At 73.5% G+C, this 18,705-nt stretch carries 16 protein-coding genes and 3 tRNA genes; 9 read left to right on the forward strand and 10 right to left on the reverse strand.

All coding sequences use genetic code 11. The features are described from left to right. Positions 1–1,342 (forward strand): molybdopterin-dependent oxidoreductase (locus E1291_RS27570; protein WP_131740999.1); only part of this gene is annotated, 1,342 nt, incomplete at its 5' end. Positions 1,343–1,457: 115 nt separating this feature from the next. Beyond that, positions 1,458–2,099, forward strand: a complete 642-nt coding sequence (locus tag E1291_RS27575; RefSeq protein WP_131741000.1) for a fasciclin domain-containing protein — start codon at positions 1,458–1,460, stop codon at positions 2,097–2,099. An 85-nt stretch (positions 2,100–2,184) separates the two neighbouring features. Here E1291_RS27575 and E1291_RS27580 read toward each other — a convergent pair whose 3' ends face one another. Together E1291_RS27580 and E1291_RS27585 are read right to left on the reverse strand one after the other, a co-directional pair. After that, positions 2,185–3,288 (reverse strand): hypothetical protein, encoded by a 1,104-nt coding sequence (locus E1291_RS27580; RefSeq protein WP_131741001.1) that lies wholly within the window; start codon positions 3,286–3,288, stop codon positions 2,185–2,187. 261 nt (positions 3,289–3,549) lie between these two features. After that, entirely contained in the window at positions 3,550–5,346 is a 1,797-nt protein-coding gene (locus tag E1291_RS27585; protein WP_131741002.1) for a S9 family peptidase, read from the reverse strand. 191 nt (positions 5,347–5,537) lie between these two features. Between E1291_RS27585 and E1291_RS27590 the strand changes: the two genes are divergently transcribed. Then, a complete protein-coding gene (locus E1291_RS27590) occupies positions 5,538–6,656 on the forward strand; it encodes a class I tRNA ligase family protein (RefSeq protein ID WP_242614411.1) in 1,119 nt (372 codons plus the stop codon). Between the two features lie 59 nt (positions 6,657–6,715). On the opposite strand, the gene E1291_RS27595 is transcribed toward E1291_RS27590, so the two are convergent. The 4 genes from E1291_RS27595 to E1291_RS27610 form a co-directional block, all read right to left on the reverse strand. After that, complete coding sequence (locus E1291_RS27595) at positions 6,716–7,951, reverse strand: L,D-transpeptidase (RefSeq protein WP_242614412.1); 1,236 nt, start codon at positions 7,949–7,951, stop codon at positions 6,716–6,718. A gap of 118 nt (positions 7,952–8,069) precedes the next feature. Next, positions 8,070–9,239: a L,D-transpeptidase gene (locus tag E1291_RS27600; protein WP_131741003.1), complete on the reverse strand. Its 1,170-nt coding sequence runs from the start codon at positions 9,237–9,239 to the stop codon at positions 8,070–8,072. Between the two features lie 121 nt (positions 9,240–9,360). Next, positions 9,361–10,170 carry a VC0807 family protein gene (locus E1291_RS27605; protein ID WP_242614413.1) on the reverse strand — a complete coding sequence of 270 codons (810 nt, stop codon included), beginning with the start codon at positions 10,168–10,170 and terminating at the stop codon, positions 9,361–9,363. Between the two features lie 294 nt (positions 10,171–10,464). Continuing rightward, positions 10,465–11,400, reverse strand: coding sequence for a LysR family transcriptional regulator (locus E1291_RS27610; RefSeq protein ID WP_131741004.1), 936 nt, complete (start codon positions 11,398–11,400; stop codon positions 10,465–10,467). A 184-nt stretch (positions 11,401–11,584) separates the two neighbouring features. On the opposite strand from E1291_RS27610, the gene E1291_RS27615 reads away from it, so the two are divergent. Then, positions 11,585–12,892 (forward strand): pyridoxal phosphate-dependent aminotransferase, encoded by a 1,308-nt coding sequence (locus E1291_RS27615; RefSeq protein WP_207400968.1) that lies wholly within the window; start codon positions 11,585–11,587, stop codon positions 12,890–12,892. A gap of 86 nt (positions 12,893–12,978) precedes the next feature. On the opposite strand, the gene E1291_RS27620 is transcribed toward E1291_RS27615, so the two are convergent. From E1291_RS27620 to E1291_RS42290, 3 genes are all read right to left on the reverse strand, one after another. Continuing rightward, positions 12,979–13,063 (reverse strand) — tRNA-Ser (locus E1291_RS27620). A gap of 43 nt (positions 13,064–13,106) precedes the next feature. Then, positions 13,107–13,177, reverse strand: a tRNA-Ala gene (locus E1291_RS27625). 15 nt (positions 13,178–13,192) lie between these two features. Beyond that, positions 13,193–13,264: transfer RNA gene (locus E1291_RS42290), tRNA-Trp, on the reverse strand. A gap of 325 nt (positions 13,265–13,589) precedes the next feature. Here E1291_RS42290 and E1291_RS27630 point away from each other — a divergent pair. Beyond that, a complete protein-coding gene (locus E1291_RS27630) occupies positions 13,590–14,162 on the forward strand; it encodes a hypothetical protein (protein WP_131741006.1) in 573 nt (190 codons plus the stop codon). A 15-nt stretch (positions 14,163–14,177) separates the two neighbouring features. On the opposite strand, the gene E1291_RS27635 is transcribed toward E1291_RS27630, so the two are convergent. Further along, positions 14,178–15,755, reverse strand: a complete 1,578-nt coding sequence (locus tag E1291_RS27635) for a Na+/H+ antiporter (protein WP_165495310.1) — start codon at positions 15,753–15,755, stop codon at positions 14,178–14,180. Between the two features lie 223 nt (positions 15,756–15,978). Here E1291_RS27635 and E1291_RS27640 point away from each other — a divergent pair, with 223 nt between their 5' ends. From E1291_RS27640 to E1291_RS27655, 4 genes are all read left to right on the forward strand, one after another. After that, on the forward strand, positions 15,979–16,536 hold the full coding sequence (locus E1291_RS27640) for a CGNR zinc finger domain-containing protein (RefSeq protein WP_131741008.1): 558 nt from the start codon (positions 15,979–15,981) through the stop codon (positions 16,534–16,536). A gap of 168 nt (positions 16,537–16,704) precedes the next feature. Further along, positions 16,705–17,721 carry a GDP-mannose 4,6-dehydratase gene (locus E1291_RS27645; RefSeq protein WP_442316392.1) on the forward strand — a complete coding sequence of 339 codons (1,017 nt, stop codon included), beginning with the start codon at positions 16,705–16,707 and terminating at the stop codon, positions 17,719–17,721. Between the two features lie 58 nt (positions 17,722–17,779). After that, positions 17,780–18,043 carry a ubiquitin carboxyl-terminal hydrolase 14 gene (locus tag E1291_RS27650; protein ID WP_131741010.1) on the forward strand — a complete coding sequence of 88 codons (264 nt, stop codon included), beginning with the start codon at positions 17,780–17,782 and terminating at the stop codon, positions 18,041–18,043. Continuing rightward, positions 18,043–18,705, forward strand: a 663-nt coding sequence (locus E1291_RS27655) for an MFS transporter (RefSeq protein ID WP_131741011.1), incomplete at its 3' end; no start/stop codon positions are given. The genes E1291_RS27650 and E1291_RS27655, both read left to right, overlap by 1 nt.

Below are 18,705 nucleotides of genomic sequence, written 5' to 3' on the forward strand. Positions count from 1 at the left end.
CGCCTTCGGCGCGGTCGGCGTCATCGCCGCGCTCACCAGGCCGGCGGCCGGCCCCGGCGACGCCGTCCCGCCGGTCGCCGGGGCCCTCGCGGGCATGGCGGCGCTGCTCGTCCTGCTGGACGCGGCGGGGCGCGTGCGGTCGGTCATGCCGTCTCCCGCCTCTCCAGCCGATGGCGGAGGTGCCCGCCCGGAGGCGCCGGCACCCGGCACGGCAGACGATACGGCAGCCGGCACGGACGAGGGCGCGGCGGCCGGGACTGATGAGGGCGCGGGCCCTCCGGACCGCCGGCGGATGCTGCTGACCGGTGCCGGCGTCCTCGGGGCCGCGGCGGCCGCCGGCACGGCGGGGCGGCTGCTGATCCGGCGCGGGGACGTCGCGTCCGTCCGGGCCGGGCTGCGGCTGCCCGCGCCGTCCGGGCGGGCGCCCACCGTCCCGGCGGGATCGCAGGTGCGGGTGCCGGGGATGCCCGCGTTCCGCACCGCCTCCCGGGACTTCTACCGGGTCGACACCGCGCTCGTTCTGCCGCAGGTCGACCCGCGGGACTGGACGCTGCGGATCCACGGCCTGGTCGCGCGTCCCGTGGAGCTGTCCTTCGGCGACCTGCTGGCCCTCCCCCTGGTCGAGCGCGACATCACGCTGGCGTGCGTGTCGAACGAGGTCGGCGGCACCCTGGCGGGGAACGCGCGCTGGCTCGGCGTCCCGCTGGCGGCGCTCCTGCGGCGGGCCGGGGTGCGCGCGGACGCGGACCAGATCCTGTCGCGCTCGTCCGACGGCATGACGCTCGGTACGCCACTGGACGCGGTGCTCGACGGCCGGGACGCGCTGCTGGCGGTCGGGATGAACGGGGAACCGCTCCCGGTGGCGCACGGTTTCCCCGCGCGGCTGGTGGTCCCCGGCCTGTACGGCTACGTCTCGGCCACCAAGTGGGTCGTCGATCTGAAGGTGGCCCGCTTCGCCACCGACCGGGCCTACTGGACGCGGCGCGGCTACGCCGAGCGGGCGCCCGTCAAGACGTTCTCCCGCATCGACGTGCCCAGGCCGTTCGCACGCCTCGCGGCCGGGCGGGTCGCGGTCGCCGGGACCGCGTGGGCACAGCACCGCGGTGTGGACGCCGTCGAATGGCAGGTGGACGGCGGGCCCTGGCGGGAGGCCTCGGCGGCGCCCGTCCCGGGGCCGGACACCTGGCGGCAGTGGGCCGCCGAGTGGAACGCCGTGCCCGGCACCCACACGCTGCGCGTCCGCGCCACCGACGGGACCGGCGCCACCCAGCCCGAGGGCCGGGCGCGGCCGTTCCCCGACGGGGCCACCGGCTGGCATTCGGTGGTGGTCACCGTCACCTGAACCACGTCCCCGCGCCGGGTCCGCGACGGCTCCGCGCACGCCAGTTCCGTGAACACGTTCAGCCGATTTACACCGACGGATCCGCATCGGGCGGATCCGCAGAAGGAGACCCATCATGACGAGCACACGTGTCCTCCTCAGCGCCCTCGCCGGCGCGGCCCTCGTCCTCGGGGCGGCCGCCTGCTCCGGGGGCGGCGAGGACGGCGACGCCGCCGGCGCGACCGGCACTCCGGCGAACGGCACTCCGGCGGGGGGCGGCGCGGCCGCCGCGCCGGCCGCGGGCACGCCGTTCGGCGGCGCCTGCTCGGCCGTCCCAGCCTCGGGCAAGGGCAGCTTCACCGGCATGGCCGCCGATCCCGTGGCCACCGCCGCGTCCAACAACCCGGTGCTGTCCACGCTGGTGACGGCCGTCAAGAAGGCCGGGCTGGTCGACACGCTGAACTCCGCCAAGGACATCACCGTGTTCGCGCCCACCAACGACGCCTTCAAGAAGATCCCGAAGGACACCCTCGACAAGGTGCTGGCCGACAAGAAGGCCCTGACGGGAATCCTGACCTACCACGTCGTCGGCCGGCGGATCGCCCCCGGCGGGCTGGCCTACGGCGACTTCACGACCCTGCAGGGCTCGATGCTCAAGACCAGCGGTTCGGGCGAGTCGTTCAAGGTCGGTGACGGCGCGGGCGTCGTCTGCGGCAACGTCCGGACCGCCAACGCGACGGTCTACATCATCGACGGCGTCCTGATGCCGCCCAAGTGACGGAACGCCGTGACCGGACGGCCGGGCCCCAGCGGGCTCCGGCCGTCTTTCCGTCCGGGCGGCGGGTCCCGGCACGGGACCGGCCTCAGCCGAGAATCCGGAAGACGCCGATGTCGTCATCGTTCACACCGGCGGTCGTGGTCTGGTTCAGCGACGCCTCGACGCCCACCCAGCCGTGGAAGCGGCCGAGGTCGTCCACGACCTGGATCATGGGCTTGACGTGGGAGTTGCCGGTGTAGCACCGCTCCCCGCGCTTGTCGGCGAGTTCGGTGTGCCAGTGCCACAGGGTGTCGCGCCTGTCCTCGGCCGACGCGGTGGCGGGCGAGACGTAGTAGGCGGTGTGGACGTGCTCGCCGGCCCTGGTCTGCGCGCCGAGGCACCGCCCGTCCGCGCAGACCTTCCAGCGCGGGACCCAGAAGGGCGCGCCGTCGCCGTGGTCGATGTACCCCTGATATCCCGCGGGTGTGCTCTGGGTCTTCCACAGGTAGTACCGGTGCACGAGCTTGGCCTGGTCCACGGCCGCGACGGTCTCGGCGGGGATCCTCTGGTCCCAGGAGGCGTTGCTGCCGTTCCCGAACCCGTGCGTGGCCCCGAGGTTGCCGTCGGAGAGCTCGATGTCGCCGAGCTCGCCTCCGGCGAGTGATGTGAGCCGCCATTCCTCCCAGAGGCCGCCGTCCCAGTCGATGCGGAGCCTGGTCCCGTTGACGCCGTAGGTTCCGGTGGCGGTGAAGGCCACGTCGGTCGTCTGCCAGCCGCCCGCGGTGAGGACCTCGCAGTCGCGCGTGGTGCAGCCGTCGGCGAGGACGCCCGTGCCGGTGCGCACGACCCGCGTGCTCTGGGACCACTGCCAGTACAGCTCGGACACGGTCCCGTCGGCCGCGAAGGTGTACTGCCCGAGACGGACGGAGTTCGTCCTCGAATCGGGGGCCAGTCCGCCGAGCGCGACGGCGTAGTTGGACTTCCCGAGCGGCGGACCCTCCCTCCGGGACGAGGCGTGCGCCACAGTGGCCGGGACCTGCGGGACCAGGAGCGTCAGGGCGAGGACCGCGATGATCGGCGTTCGCCGCGCCCCGGCGGATAACGCGGCGAGAACCGCCGCCCGGGGTGCCGTGAGGAACGGCGCGCCGAAGCGCCGGACGGCGGGCGCGCCGTGTCGGACGGCCGGATCCCGGAATGGTCTGGTCAACATAGTGCGCTCCCAAATGAGCGCCGGTGATGGACCGAATCACGGCCAGGCTCGCAGGCACGACACGCGACGTCGAAGAGGCGCCCTTCTGGGCGTTTTTCTCACTTTTCGCCCGTCCTGTTACATTCAACGGCCATGCACTACGGCTCGTTACTCCCGTCATCGACCTCTGTAGTCGGAAAGGGAGAAATCTCCGGTCCTCGATGCCGAGGCGGGTGCGGGGTTCCCGGACTCGCATTCCCCGCCCGAGCGCGGCGGCGGCGTTCAGCCGGGCAGCAGATGCCCGGCGAGGAAGCGGGCGATCTCCGCGTACGCCCGCAGCTCGTTCTCCCTGCTGGTGAACCCGTGCCCCTCGTCGTCGAAGACCTCGTAGCGGACGTCGACGCCGCGCCGGCGCAGGTGGGCGACGAGCCGGTCGGACTCGGCGCGCGGGACGCGGGGGTCCCGCGCGCCCTGCAGGACGAGCAGCGGCGCCGTGATCGTGTCGGCGTAGGTGATCGGCGAGCGGCAGGCGAGGTGCTCGGCGTCGGTCTCGGGGTCGCCGAGCACCGCGGCGACGACCTGCTTCCAGGTCGGCGGGCAGGCGCGCGCGAGCGCGACCAGGTTCGAGGGCCCGCACATGGAGACGCCGGCCGCCCACTTGTAGGGCAGCCTGGCCAGGCATGAAAGCGCGGCGAACCCTCCGTAGGAGCCGCCCATGACCGCCATGCGGTCCCCGTCGATGCCCGGGGCGGCGCGCAGATGGCGGGCGGCGTGGTCGAGGTCGTCCAGGTCGATGCCGCCCCAGTTGCGATGGATGAGCTTCTGGTGGGCGATGCCGTAGCCGGTGGAACCGGCGATGTTGGGCGCGAACACGGCGATCCCCTGGTCGAGCAGGTGCTGGTAGAGGCCCGAGCGCACGTAACCGGGCCGTTCCTGTGCCTCGGGGCCGCCGTGGATGGACAGCACCACCGGGTGCCGGCCGGGCCGGCGGGGCCGGTACGACAGCGCGTGGATCCACCGCCCGCCGGACGCGGGGTAGGTCACCCGCTCGGGCTCGACCGGCTCGACCACGCGCAGGGCGGCCGGGCGGGCGTCGGTGAGGTACCTGAACCCGGCGGACGGGCTCACCACCGCGATCTCGGCGGGGCGGCCCGCGGTGCCGATCAGGAGCGCGACGGGGTCGGCGCCGGGCGCGGCGGCCAGCGCGGTGACGACCCCGGCGGGAACGCCCGGCAGCGGCAGCGGGGCGCCGTCGTGGGCCGCGTGCAGGACGGAGCGGCCGTCCTCGTTGACCGACCACACGAGGGTCCCGCCCGCCGCGTCGAGCAGCTCGGCGTCCCAGTCGTGGCGGGCGACCGGGTCGAGGGAGCCGTCGGCCAGGCCGAGCCGGGCGACGGCGGTGAACTCGCCCCACACGTTGGTGAGCAGGTAGAAGCCCGAGGAGTCGGCGAGCCAGGGGCCGGGCCGGAAGAGACCCTCCCCGTGCCCGGCGGTGACGCACACGGGGTCGGCGGCGGGGTCGCGCAGGTCGACCAGGTAGACGGCGACGTCGGTGTTGGAGCGGTACCCGGCGGCCAGCAGCCAGCGGCCGTCCGGCGAGAACCGCTCGGCCTCGAACGCCACGCCGGGCGGCGGCGTGACGCGGCGCTCGGTCCCCTCGGCGAGGTCCCGGACGAGCAGGTCCTGGACGGTCGGGTCCCGGTCGTTGGCCGCGTAGGCCAGGTACCGGCCGGTCGAGTCGAAGGGCAGGGCGGGCAGGACCCGCTGGCAGTCCGCGCCCGAGCCGATCTCGGCGAGGTCCTCCCCCTCTGGCCCGATCCGGTACATCCGGTACTGCTCGTCCCCGTCCAGGTCGGCGGTGAACACCAGGCTCTTGCCGTCCGGCGCCCAGGCGACCCGCCGGACGGCCCGGCCGGTGAGCCGGGTCAGCCGGCGGGGCGGGCCGCCGGCGACCGGCACGGTCCACAGGTCGAAGCGGCCGCCGGCGTTGCTGGAGTAGGCCACGGTGCCCGCGTCCGGGGACAGCGCGAGCGTGGGCTGGAAGCACTGGCGGGGAACGAAGTCCAGATAGTCGGGCATGACTGCCTCTCGGAGACGGCGGGGGTCGTCTTACCAGTTCCAGCACAGAGAGTAGCGACACGGACCAGGAAAGTGACATCTTTCTGCGCTCACGTCCCGGACCACTCTCTTGGGAGTGCACGGCGATCCGCGGCCGCTCGGGTGGGAAGTACCTCTTGTAGAGGCAGGGGAGACACACGGGGGGTGATCCGGTGAGCACCGACCAGGCCGTGCCGGCCGTCCGGATCGGCGGCCGGCGGCTCCCGGCCGTCGGCCCCGCCCGGATGTACGTCTGCGGCATCACCCCGTACGACACGACCCATCTCGGGCACGCGCGCACCTTCGTGTGGGCCGACGTCGCCGCGCGCGCCCTGCGGCACACGGTGGGCGACGTCCGCGTCTGCCGGAACGTCACCGACGTCGACGACGTGCTGACGCGGGCCGCGGACCGCGCCGGGAGCCCCTACGACAGCTTCGCGGCGGTCCAGCAGTTCTACTTCGAACGCGACCTGGCCGCGCTGAACGTCCGCGCCGTGACCTACCAGCCCCGCGCGCACAACCACGTCGAGGACGTCGTGTTCCTCGCGCAGGGCCTGGTGGAGGCCGGTCACGGCTACGTCCGGGAGGGAACGGTGTACTTCCGCGGAGCGGACGTCCCGGACCGTGCGGGCGTCGGAGGAGAGGAGGCGCTCGCCCTCCTGGAGGAGTTCGGCGACTCGCCGGGTGATCCGGCCAAGGACGATCCGCTCGACGTCGCGCTGTGGCGCGCCAGCGCGGAGGGCCAGCCGGCGTGGCCCGGCCCGTGGGGCACGGGCCGGCCCGGCTGGCACGCCGAGTGCGCCGCGATGGCCCTCAGCACGTTCGGGCCGGCCATGGACCTGCACGTCGGCGGGGCGGACCTGGTCTTCCCGCATCACGCCTACGAGACGGCCATGGCCGAGACCCTGACGGACGTCCGGCCGTTCGCGCGGGCCTGGCTGCACGTGGGCGTCGTCCGCCGCGACGGCGCCCGGATGGCCAAGTCCGCCGGCAACCTCGTGCTGGTGTCGGACCTGCTGGAGGACCATCCGGCCGCCGCGGTGCGGCTCATGCTGCTCGCGGCGCCGTGGGCGTCCGGATGGGACTACACGCCGGACGCCCTGGACGCCGCGGCCGGGAGGCTGGAGGATCTGCGCCGCGCGGCGGGACGGGCCGGGGCCTCGGCCGCCGCGGAGGCGGAGGCCGAGCGGGTCCTGCTCGACGGGCTGGACGCGCCGTCCGCCCTGGCGATCGCCGAAGGGGAGGGCGGCGGCGCGGCGCGGCTGGTCATGGGCATCCTGGCCCTGGCCTGAACCGCCGGGCGGCCCGGCCCGCCCCGGCTGCCGGTGATCGGCCGATGATCAGCCGGTGGTCAGCCGGTGGTCACGGTGCGGTCGAGGGCGCTGCCCTTGACCCACCGGTTCCAGGACATCTGGTAGAAGCTCCAGCCGTTGTTCCAGGGGAGCCCGCGCTTGCTGCCGGTGATGATCACCGGGTCGCCGCGGTAGGACCAGTTGTAGAACCACTGGGCGGCCGCCGGCGGCGAGTTCAGGCAGCCGTGGCTGACGTTCTGGCTGCCCTGCGCCCACACGGTGGCGGCCATGGAGTGGATGTACTCGCCGCTGTTGGAGATCCGCACCGCGTGCGGGATGACCTCCTTGTAGCCGCCGTGCGCCTTGTCGTCCGGCTTGACGCCCATCCACTCCGACGTCATGATCGCCGGATTCTCCTTGCCCATGGTCAGGTGGATGCCGCTGGTGGTGAGGTAGGTGTCGACGCCGTTGACCACGCGGCCGCCGCGGCCGGCGCTGATGCCCCAGCTCTTGATCTTCCTGCCGTTGCTCTTCACCGTGAGCCGGTGCGTCTTGGTGCTGGCGGTGATGATGTGCTGGTTGCCGATCCGGAAGCCGCGCGTGTAGTCGGACACGCCATAGGTCTTCTTGCCCGCCTTCACCCCCGCCAGCCGGGCCGTGAAGGTGACCGCCTGGTTCGGCTGCCAGTACTCGCCGTTCCTCGTCCGGAAGATCACCTGGGTGTCGCTGACCCAGTACCACGCGCCCGTCGCCGGCTTGGCCGACTTGACCTCCAGCGCCTGCTCGACGGCCTTGCGGTCGCCGACCGGCCGGTTGAACGTGACGATGATCGGCATACCGACGCCGACCTTCTCGTTCTTGTTCGGGCTGACGTCGGCGATGTCCAGGACGGCGGCCGCCTTGAGCGTGGCGAACTTGGCGTTCACCGTGGTCGACTTGCCCTTGGGGCTCTTGGCGACGGCGGCGACCTCGTACTGCGAGCCGGGACGCAGGGTCCGCGAGCGCCAGCTGGTCTTGTCCGCCGACATCACGCCGTCGACCGGCGCGCCCTTGCGGGTGACGGTGACCTGTTCGAGCGTGCCTCCGGAGGCGGTGACGACGACGCCCGCCTCCGGGGCGGCCTTGCCCGTCCCGTTGCCGGGGTTGACCGTCACCTGCGGAGCGGCGGCGTCCCCCTGCCCGCCGACGGTGACCCCGTCGTCCTTCTCACCGCCGGAGCAGGCCGCCGTGAGGAGCAGCACGACTCCCGCCAGCCCGGTTCCGGCCCGCACCCCCGTGGGTAGCCTCCGCTGCACTACAACCTCCACAACCCCGCCGTCTACCAGGGAGACATTAGCGACAAAAGCCGACGATAATGCCCTGACCCGGGGTTTTGGCCGCCGTCCGAGATCAAAGCGTTGTAACCGGACGTGACTAGGCGAGCGCGCTGCCCTTCTTCCACTGCTCGAAGGACTGCTGCCAGAAGCTCCAGCCGTTGTCCCACTCGACCTCTCGGTCGCTGCCGGTGAGCGTGATCACGTCGCCGCGCTGCATGATCTCGTAGAACCAGCCCGCGTCGGCCGGGCTGACGTTGAGGCAGCCGTGGCTGACGTTCGCCGCCCCTTGCGAGCCGACCGACCAGGGCGCCGAGTGCACGTACTCGCCGCTGTTGGAGAACCGGACGGCGTGGTTCACGACGGTCTTGTAATAGCCGGGGTCGCCCTCCGCGCGGCCCGGGGAGACCATCGTCACCGGGTCGCCCTTCTCCATCAGCAGGTGGACGCCGCTGGTGGTGGTGAACTCCCGTGTCTCGCCGTTGCCCGCGCTGAACGGGATCGTCCGCAGCGTCCGGCCGTCCCGCCGCACGGTCATGCGGTGGTCGCCGATGTCGCCGGTCGTGATCTGCGCGGCCCCGATCGTGATGGTCTGCCGGACGTCCCGTTCCCCGTACACCCCGCCGCCCGCGTTCACCCCGGCGAGGTCGGCCTGGAACCGGACGGTCTGGTGCGGCTGCCAGTACGTGCGGGTGCGGTAGATCACCTGGTCGGGGCCGATCCAGCGCCAGGCGCCCTCCACCGGCTTGTCGGGGGTGACCCGCAGCACCCGTTCGACGGCCGCGCGGTCGGTGACCGGGCGGTTGAAGCGCAGCATGATCGGCATGCCCACGCCGACCTTCTCCCCCGCGAGGTTCGGGGTGACGTCGCTGATCGTGAGCGTCCGCTCCGGCTTGAGGGTGGTGAACGCGCTCGTCACCGTGCTGGTCTTGCCGTGGCCGCGCGCCTGCGCGGTGACCGTGTAGGACGCGCCGGGCGTCAGCGTCCGCGCCGACCGCCAGGACCGGCGGTCGCCGGTCAGCGCGCCGGTGATCTGGGCGCCCTGGTCGCCGCGCACCGTGACCCGCTCAAGCCTGCCGCCGGAGGCCTTGACCTCGATCGTCCCGTCCGGCCTGACCTGAGCGCTCCCGTTGGCCGGTGTGATCGTCACCGCCGCGCGGGACCCGCCCGCCGCGAGGCCGCCGGCCCCGCCGCCGCATCCGGCCGCGAGCACCGCCACCGCGCCCGCCCCGCCGATCGCCACGAGCCCGAACCGCCGCTGCACCTGCACCCGTCTCCCCCAAGTCCCAAGGATTCACCTTGTGCCGGTGAAATCCATCGTGACTAGGAGAGACGGGCCGAAAGCCGGAAAAGTTCAGCCACTATCGCTCTGAACTGCCGGGACGCCCGGCTCAGCCCGTCGCGGGCTCGCCGTTGACGTGCCGGACGCAGCGCCTGAACCCCCAGACGGAGACGGCGACGCCGAGCGCGCCGAGCCCCGCGACCAGGCCGGTGCGGACCCACAGGTACATGCCGAGCGACTCGTTGAACAGCATCCAGAGGCTGATGATGACGTTGGCGAACAGGACCAGCGACCACAGCAGCGAGATGCGCAGGAAGAACTGGTGGACCCGTGCGTGCCGCAGGAACGCCTCGGGCATGGGCGCCATGTCCCGGGCGAGCTTCTTGGCCAGCGGGCGCCCCAGCGGAACCGAGGCGAGGAACGACAGGCTCACCGCGAGCGTGCCGAGGGTCGGCTGGAGGAAGTAGACGACGGCGCTGTGGGTGGCCGCCGCGAGGCCCGCGCGGACGGTGACCCCGACCGCGGCCAGCATCAGCATTCCGGACACCGGGTGCCCGCGCCAGTACCGGTAGGCGATGCCGCCGTACACCCAGGCGACGGCCGCGATGAGCGCGCCGTTCAGGCCGAGCGCCAGCAGGGCCAGATAGAAGACCGCGATGGGGGCGATGACCCCTTCGACGAAGCGGGGCGCGGCGTGCAGGAGCAGGGCCGTCACCCGGGGGAGCTCGAACCCGTGGTGCCCGGTCTCCCCCTCGTCACTCCCGGAGTCGCCGTCATGGCGCGCCCGGTGGCCGTGGTGCTCCTGGTGCTCGTGGTGTCGGTGTTCTGCGTCGTCCCGATTCGCCTCGGCCGGTGGCGTTGGCGCGGGCGGCGCCGTCCGTGGGGACGGGACCGCGGGCGTGGTCGCCGGTCGTTCCATCGAGCGCTGCGCTCCCCGATCGGTGGTCCGGGCCCGATGCCGCCGGCCCCGGAGTTCTCGGACCCGGTGTGCCCGGCTCGGACGTGGTCACGATTTGCCCTACGGTACGTGAAGTTCGCGACAAGGCCACCCTTTTCGTCCGTAAAAGAGTGTTTTGCCAATCCCAACCGCCCACGCCGGACCGGCCGGGTCGCGTGGACGGGGCAGGCGGGAGCACCCGAGGCCGGATACGGTCACGGCCCGCCCCCGGAGGCCGTCCCGCGCCGCCCGGACGCCCGGGTCCGGGAGGGCCGATCAGCCCTCGGAGGGCCTCGGGCGGGCGTCGGGGGCGTCCCGGGCGGCCGCGTAGATCGCGCGGAGCGTCACGGCCACCGACGGCCGGCGCACGCTCGCCGCGCGCGTGACGGCGTACACCTCCCGGGCCAGCGTGCACTCGGGGATGCGCCGCACCGCCACGTCCTGGTCACCGGCCGCGAGCGCGAGGGCGGGCACGGCGGTGATGCCGATCCCGCGCGCCACCAGGCTGAGGATCGTGTGCAGGCCCTCGAACTCCCAGGGCACGGGGCGGGCGCCGCCGACGGAGTCCAGCAGCCGCTCCACGGCCTGCCGGGAGGGCTCGCCGGGCGGCGCCGCCATCCAGGGCTCCTCCCGCAGCTCGTGCAGCCGCACGGGGCGTTCGGGATCCGACATCCGGTGCGAGGACGGGACGACCAGCACGAGCGGGTCGCGGCGCAGATGGAAGAACTCCAGCACGGCGGGCGACTGGTCGGGGACCTTGCCGGTCCAGTCGTCGATGAGCGCGATGTCCACCTCGCCGTTCTGGACCTGCCTGATGCCGTCCCCGGGCCGGGTCTGCCGCAGGACGAACGTCAGGCCGGGGTGGTCGCCGAGGCTCCGCGCCAGGGCGGGGGCGAACGCGACGGCGGCGGTCGGGAAGGCGGTGACCACCACACGGCCCATGGGGGTGTCGGCCTGGGCCGACAGCTCCGCCTCCGCCGTCTCGACGAGCGTGAGGATCTCCTCGGCGCGGGCCGCCAGCCGCCGCCCGGCGTCGGTCAGCTCGGCGCTGCGGGCGGTGCGGTCCAGCAGCGGGACGCGGGCCTCGCGCTCCAGCGCGGCCAGTTGCTGGGACACCGCGGAGGGGGTGTAGCCGAGGGACGCCGCCGTCGCGGCGATGCTGCCGCGGCGGGCGAACTCGGCGAGCAGCCGCAGGCGGCGCAGCTCGAGCATGAGACCAGCTTACGGTCAGCATCGGCGAGACTCGCTTGTGATGATGCTCAGAGCGGGCAAGCATGAACCGACACCCGGCCGGGGTCATGAGGGCCGCGCACGGCCCGCGCTCGACCGTTCTCCCACCGTCACCCCGCTACAGCATCTCTTTGGAGCGTTGATGCCCGCCCAGAGCCAGTCCGCCATGGCCCGGCCGCTGCCGTTCGCGCCGCGGCCGGTGCCCCTGTCCCCGACGCTCGCCGTGAACGAGGCGCTCGCCCGCAAGCGCGGGCAGGGGGTGCGCGTGCTGCCGCTCGGCTTCGGTGAGGCCGGGATCCCCATACACCCCGCCCTGGCCCGCGAGCTGGGGACGGCCGCGGGGCGGGGCGCCTACGGCCCGGTCGCCGGGTCGCCCGCGCTGCGCGCCGCCGCGGCGGGCTACTGGGCCCGCCGCGGGCTGCCCACCGACCCGTCCGTCGTCGTGTGCGGGCCGGGCAGCAAGCCGCTGCTGTTCGCGCTGCTGATGTCGATCGGCGGGGACGTGGCCGTGCCCGCCCCGAGCTGGGTCTCCTACGCCGCGCAGACGGCGCTGGCCGGGGCGGAGCCGGTGCGCGTCGCCACGCCGCCCGGCGAGGGCGGCGTCCCGAGCCCCGCCCTGCTCGCCGACGCCGTCGTCAGGGCCCGGTCGCGGGGCCGCACCGTCCGGGCGGTCATCGTGACCCTGCCGGACAACCCCACGGGGACCATCGCCTCCGAGGACACCGTCCGGCGGCTGTGCGCGGTGGCACGGGAGCTGGACCTGGTCGTCATCTCCGACGAGATCTACCGCGAGCTCGTGCACGCCCCCGGCCGCGCGGTGCCGAGCCCGGCGCGGTTCGCGCCCGAGCGGACCGTCGTGACGACCGCGCTGAGCAAGCACCTGGCGGCGGGCGGCTGGCGGCTCGGCGTGGCGCGGCTGCCGGACGGGCCGTTCGGCCACGCCCTGCGGGCGAGCCTGCTCGGCGTGGCCAGCGAGATCTGGTCCAGCGCGCCCGCGCCGATGCAGCACGCCGCCGCCTACGCCTTCGCCGAGCCGCCCGAGCTCGTCGAGCACGTCGACCGCAGCCGCCGCCTGCACGCCGCGGTCACCGGCGCCGTCGCCGAGCGCTTCGCCGCCGCCGGAGCGGCCGTGACGCGTCCGGAAGCGGCCTTCTACGTCTACCCCGACCTCGGTCCACTGCGCGGCGGGCTGCGCGCGGAGCACGGCGTGCGGACGTCCGCCGACCTGGCCGCGCTGCTGCTGGAGCGCTACGGCGTGGGGGTCCTGCCGGGCAGCGCCTTCGGCGACGCCCCGGAGGCGCTGCGGGTGCGGGTCGCCTCCAGCCTGCTCTACGGGGAGGACGACGAGCGGCGGCTGGCCGCCCTGGCGTCCCCCGCCCCGGCGGCGCTGCCGTGGATCGCCCGCGGCCTGGACCGGCTCAGCGAGGTCCTGGCGGACCTGGCGGCGCCCGCGAGCGCGCCCGTCCCCGTCTGATTCCGGCCGCGAACCGGAACGGCCGCGGCCCGGTGCGGGAGGGCCGCGGCCGTTCCCACGGCACTTCGCGGTGATGTTCTCCGGAGCGGAGGGCAAGGGAGTCGAACCCCTTCGAGTGTCACCTCGACGTCAGTTTTCGAAACTGCTGCCTTACCGTTCGGCCAGCCCTCCGTGCGGGCGCGCGGACGCCCCCTGAGCGGCCGGAGCCGCCCGGTGGACCAGCAGGGAGTCGAACCCTGATCGCTTCTTTGCAAGAGAAGTGTGCTTCCGTTGCACCACGGGCCCGAAGATCGCGTTCAGCAGGGGCGGAGGGAGTCGAACCCACTTTCCGCTGGTTTTGGAGACCAGCCGCCCAACCGGTGGCTCACCCCTTTGTCCTTTTCCTTTCTCCGGCGAACTCAAGGATGGATCATTCGGGCGATCAGCGGCAAAGTGTTTTCCCACCCGCACGGCCCGCCGGACACGGTGTGGTTGCGCTCGCTCACGGACCGCTTTCGCCTATCCCCTAGTGGCCGGCGCGTCCTACTTACGTGCCCGACAGGCGCGTATAAGCGTGGTGTAAGGTCCAACGACGCACGGGGCGAACGCCACGAACCCGCCGACCCCAGCCCAAGGGCGTCCTGCCGGGCCAACCCGTGCCGAACCCGATGAGAGCGTGACGTTCACGCACGTGATGGAGGAAGGCGAGGGGCCCGCCATGAGGCATGCACGGGACGGGGCTGCCGCCGCGATGAACGCGGCCTCGAGGATTCTCGTCGCGCGGGGCAAGAACGAGCCTCAGGAGCTGGAGAACCCCGACGTGGCGTGGGGCCAGCGCGCTCGGGACGGGGTGTGGGTCCCCACCAAGGACGGCCAGCGCCTGCACCTCGGCATCGACGTGGCGGCGGCCGACACGGTCGCGCAGGTGCTGCGGCCCAGCCTGCGGGTGTTCGTGGGCGTGGACGTCGACACCGACATCGTGGCCCAGACGACCGACAACGGCGTCCGGCTGCTCACGGTGATCCACGGCCCGGACGCCCCCTCGGAGTTCCGCTTCGCGCTTTCCCTCCCAGACGGCCTCGCGCTGGAAGCGATGCCGTCCGGCGGCTACGACGTCGTCCACCTGCGCTACGGCGCGACCGTGGGGCGGCTGTACAACCCCTGGGCCAGCGACTCGATGTTCCGCCAGATCAAGGCCGACTACGCGCTGGAGGGGATGGCGGTCACGATGCGGGTCCAGCACGCCGACGCCTTCTACCCGGTGGTCGCCGACCCGCACTACGCGCGCTGAGCCGGCCGTCCGGCGCTAGGAGCGGCCCTTCGTGATCGCCGCGGGGTCCTCGAAGTCGAGCTCGCGGCTGATCTCGCGCAGGGTCCCGGCACCGATCCTGCCCTTGTGGTAGAGCGCGGTCAGCTTCGCGCGCTGCGCCTTGACCAGTTCGCTGCGGACCCACCGGCTGTTCGGCGGGCGCCGCTCCCCCTCGGCGTCCTCCCGGTCCAGGAAGTACCGGACGCGTTCGAGCCGCACCTCCAGCATCTGCCGGAACGCCTCGGCGGTCTGCTCCTCGACCTCGTCCTCCTCCGTCATCTCGTCCAGCCGGGCCAGCGCGGCCTGCAGCCCCGCCTTGCGGGCGATCATCGCCTCCCGGCGGCGGCGCCCGGACTCGATCAGACCGAGCCGGCGCAGCAGCAGCGGCAGCAGCGGCGCCTGCCCGACCAGCGTGATCAGCACCACCAGCGCGGTGAGCAGCACCAGCACGCCGCGCTCGGGGCCGACGGCGGCCGGCAGCGACAGCGCGATCGCCAGCGAGATCGCGCCGCGCATCCCGCCGAAGCCGATGACGACCCGCTGCCGCGGGCCGAGCCCCTCCTGGCTGCGCCGGCCGCCGGGCAGCAGGGCGGCCAGCGGGCCGTTGCCGAGCTGCCACAGCAGCCGGACGCCGATCACGACGCCCGACACCGCCAGGGTGGTCAGCGCGACCTCCCCCCAGGTGTGCCCGCCGGGCTCGTGCAGCACCTCGCGGATCTCCAGGCCGAGCAGGACGAACAGCGCCGACTCCAGCAGGAAGACGAGGATCCGCCAGAACGTGTCGCCGACCAGCCGGGACGCCGGCTGCAGCACGCCCTCCCCGTGGGTACCGATCGAGAACCCGGTGACGACGGTGGCGAGGACCCCGGACGCGCCGAGGTTCTCCGCCGGAACATAGGCCACATAGGGGGTGACGAGCGACACGATCACCTGGCTGATGGGGTCCTTGATCGAGCGCCGGACGCGGCGGATCACCATTCCGGCGACCAGCCCGTAGGCCACGCCCCCGGCGACGACCTGCACGAGCCGCCAGGCGCCGTGGGAGAGCGTGAACCCCGAGCCGAGCGCCTCGGCGGCCAGGCCGAAGATGGTCAGCGCCACCCCGTCGTTGATCAGGCTCTCGCCCTCCAGGATCGTGACGAGCCGGGCCGGCGCCCCCAGCCGCTGCAGGACGGCGGTGGCGGCGACCGCGTCGGTCGGGGCGACGGCGGCGCCGAACGCCAGCGCGGCGGCCCAGCCGAGACCGGGCAGCAGCCCGCGGGCGGTCACGGCCACGGCCAGCGTGGTCACGGCCGTCAGCCCGAACGCCAGAGTGACGATGGGCACCACGTCGGCGCGGGCCTCGCGCGGCGCGGTGAAGAACGCCGCGTGGTAGACCAGCGGCGGCAGGAAGCCGAGCAGGACCAGCTCCGGCGAGACCACGACCTGCGGGAGCTGGGGCACGAACCCGGCGGCCATGCCGAGCAGGACGAGCAGAATCGCGTCGGGCACGCGCAGCCGCCCGGCCAGCGCGCGGGCCAGCAGCACCACCACCGCGACGACCACGAAGACGACGAAGATCCGGTCCTCTCCCACACCATGATCCTTGCCGGGGGGCGGCCGGATACGCCCGCCGGGGGCCGACGACTCGCTGGAACGTTCCCGCCGGATCCGGCCGCGCTCCGGGCCCGTCCTTGTCCGCCGGGCGTGCGCGGACGGGGGCTCCGGCCGTCATATGGTTGAGGCCGGGCCGCGTTCCGGCCCCGGCGGCGTCGCCGGGCGAGCGACCGCCCCGGGTCCCCCGGAGACTGGAGTCATCGTGATCTTCACCCATGACACCGAGCACGCGCTCGCCGTGGTCGTCGATCTGATCAACACCGGCGCCGCCGCGTCCGGCGCCGAGGAGCTCGACGGGCTGTCCGGGCTGCGCGCCCTCGTGGACCGCCACTCCTTCAGCGACGTCGGCGAGCTGACCGCGGACGACCTGACGCAGGCGCTCGACCTGCGCTCCCGCTTCCACGCGGTGTTCCGCGCGCCCGACGTCCCGTCCGCCGTCCGGCTGATCAACGAGGTGGTCGGCGAGGTCCGCACCACCCCGCACCTGACCGACCACGACGGCTACGACTGGCACGTGCACTTCTTCGCCCCCGGTGCGCCCATCCGCGAGCACCTGGCGGCCGACTGCGGGATGGCGCTGGCGTACGTGGTCGCGTCGGGCGAGCTCGACCGGCTGCGCACCTGCGAGGCCCCGGACTGCTCCCGCGTCCTGGTGGACCTGTCGCGCAACCGCTGCCGCCGCTACTGCGACAGCCGCACCTGCGGCAACCGCATGCACGTGGCGGCCTACCGCGCCCGCCGGCGCGAGGCCGCGCACTGACCCCGCGCACCGACCCCGCGCACTATCCCGGCGCCACCGGCCCCGGCGAGCGCCCTCCCCTCGTCGGTCCCGCCCGGGGGTCGCTAACCTCGTAGGCCACGCCGCCGCGGATCCCGCCCGCGCCGGGCCCTAGTCAGCCTTGGAGGAACGCTGTCCAGGCGAGCACTCATCACCGGCATCACCGGACAGGACGGCTCGTACCTGGCCGAGCATCTACTGGACCAGGGGTACGAGGTGTGGGGCCTCGTGCGAGGGCAGGCCAACCCCCGCGTGTCGCGGCTGCGCGAGCACATCGGCGACGTCCAGATCACCACCGGCGACCTCCTGGACCAGGGCAGCCTGATCTCCGCCGTCGAGCGCGTCCAGCCCGACGAGGTGTACAACCTGGGCGCGATCTCCTACGTCCCCATGTCCTGGCAGCAGGCGGAGCTGACCGCCGAGGTCACCGGCATGGGCGTGCTGCGGATGCTGGAGGCGATCCGTGTGGTGTCGGGCATCAGTCCCTCCCGCACCCCCGGCCGGGAGCAGATCCGCTTCTACCAGGCGTCCTCCTCGGAGATGTTCGGGATGGTCCGGGAGACCCCGCAGAACGAGAAGACGCCCTTCCATCCGCGCAGCCCGTACGGGGTCGCCAAGACCTACGGGCACTACATCACGCAGAACTACCGCGAGTCGTACGGGATGTTCGCGGTCAGCGGGATCCTCTTCAACCACGAGTCCCCCCGGCGCGGGGCGGAGTTCGTCACCCGGAAGGTGACCCTGGGCGCCGCCCGCATCAGGCTGGGCCTGGCGACCGAGCTGCGCCTCGGCAACATGGACGCCCGGCGCGACTGGGGCTACGCGGGCGACTACGCCCGCGCGATGCGGCTCATGCTGGCGCAGGACGCGCCCGAGGACTACGTGATCGGGACGGGCGAGACCCAGTCGGTGCGCGAGCTGGTGGAGTTCGCGTTCCGCACCGCGGGGCTGGACTGGGAGGAGCACGTGGTGCTGGACGCCAAGTACACCCGGCCCGCCGAGGTGGACCTGCTGTGCGCCGACCCCAAGAAGGCCCGCGCCCAGCTGGGCTGGGAGCCCGAGGTGACCTTCGAGGCACTGGTCACGATGATGGTCGAGTCCGACCTGCGGCTGCTGGGCGGCTCCGCCCGACCCGAGGACGAGCCGTTCAGCCCCGACCACTGGTGATCATTGGACCTCTGACGTGCGAAGACGCCGACGGCGTGCGCCCCATACGATGGGGGACATGGCAACGTGTGAACATGTGCGCTCCCTGCCGGTCGAGGACCCGGCCCCGCGCACGCCCCAGGGCTGCCAGGAGTGCCTGGAGACGGGCACCCGCTGGGTGCACCTGCGGCTGTGCCTGGGCTGCGGTCACGTGGGCTGCTGCGATTCCTCGCCCATGCGGCACGCCAGCGCCCACTTCAAGGACGAGGGCCATCCGGTCGTCCGGTCGTTCGAACCGGGCGAGGACTGGCGGTGGTGCTTCGCCGACGAGCTGATCGTCTGATGCCGGCCGTCCGGCTGGGCACTGCGGCCGGCCGCTGGATCCTGCTGGCGACCGTGCTGGGGACGAGCGTGGCGATGCTCGACGCCACGGTGGTGAACGTCGCGCTCCCCCGGCTCGGCCAGGACCTGGGCGCCGACATGGCCGGCCTGCAGTGGACGGTCAACGCCTACACCCTCACGCTCGCCGGCTTCATCCTGCTCGGCGGCTCGCTGGGCGACCGGTACGGGCGGCGGCGGGTCTTCCTCATCGGCGTGGTGTGGTTCGCGGTGGCGTCGGTGCTGTGCGGCGCCGCCCAGGACATCGGGACGCTGGTGGTGGCGCGGGCGCTGCAGGGGGTGGGCGGCGCGCTGCTCACGCCGGGCTCGCTGGCGATCATCCAGGCGTCGTTCGCGGGCGACGACCGGCCGCGCGCGGTCGGCGCCTGGTCCGGGCTCGCCGGCATCGCCGGGGCGGTGGGGCCCTTCGCGGGCGGCTGGCTGGTCGAGGCCGCGGGCTGGCGGTGGGTGTTCCTGCTCAACGTGCCGCTCGCGGTCATCGTCGTCCTCGTCGCGGTGCGGCACGTCCCCGAGAGCGTGGACCCGGCCGCGCGGGGACGCTTCGACGTGCTGGGCGCCGCGCTGGCGGCGCTCACGCTGGCCGGGACGACCTACGCGCTCACCGAG

The sequence above is a fragment of the Actinomadura roseirufa genome, from assembly GCF_900659635.1.
Taxonomy (GTDB): domain Bacteria; phylum Actinomycetota; class Actinomycetes; order Streptosporangiales; family Streptosporangiaceae; genus Spirillospora; species Spirillospora roseirufa.

Bases quoted from the DNA above. Each gene is read 5' to 3' on its own strand.
- E1291_RS27575 (WP_131741000.1), top strand. From the start codon at position 1,458: ATGACGAGCACACGTGTCCTCCTCAGCGCCCTCGCCGGCGCGGCCCTC.
- E1291_RS27580 (WP_131741001.1), bottom strand. From the start codon at position 3,288: ATGTTGACCAGACCATTCCGGGATCCGGCCGTCCGACACGGCGCGCCC.
- E1291_RS27585 (WP_131741002.1), bottom strand. From the start codon at position 5,346: ATGCCCGACTATCTGGACTTCGTTCCCCGCCAGTGCTTCCAGCCCACG.
- E1291_RS27605 (WP_242614413.1), bottom strand. From the start codon at position 10,170: ATGGAACGACCGGCGACCACGCCCGCGGTCCCGTCCCCACGGACGGCG.
- E1291_RS27610 (WP_131741004.1), bottom strand. From the start codon at position 11,400: ATGCTCGAGCTGCGCCGCCTGCGGCTGCTCGCCGAGTTCGCCCGCCGC.
- E1291_RS27615 (WP_207400968.1), top strand. From the start codon at position 11,585: ATGGCCCGGCCGCTGCCGTTCGCGCCGCGGCCGGTGCCCCTGTCCCCG.
- E1291_RS27630 (WP_131741006.1), top strand. From the start codon at position 13,590: ATGAGGCATGCACGGGACGGGGCTGCCGCCGCGATGAACGCGGCCTCG.
- E1291_RS27650 (WP_131741010.1), top strand. From the start codon at position 17,780: ATGGCAACGTGTGAACATGTGCGCTCCCTGCCGGTCGAGGACCCGGCC.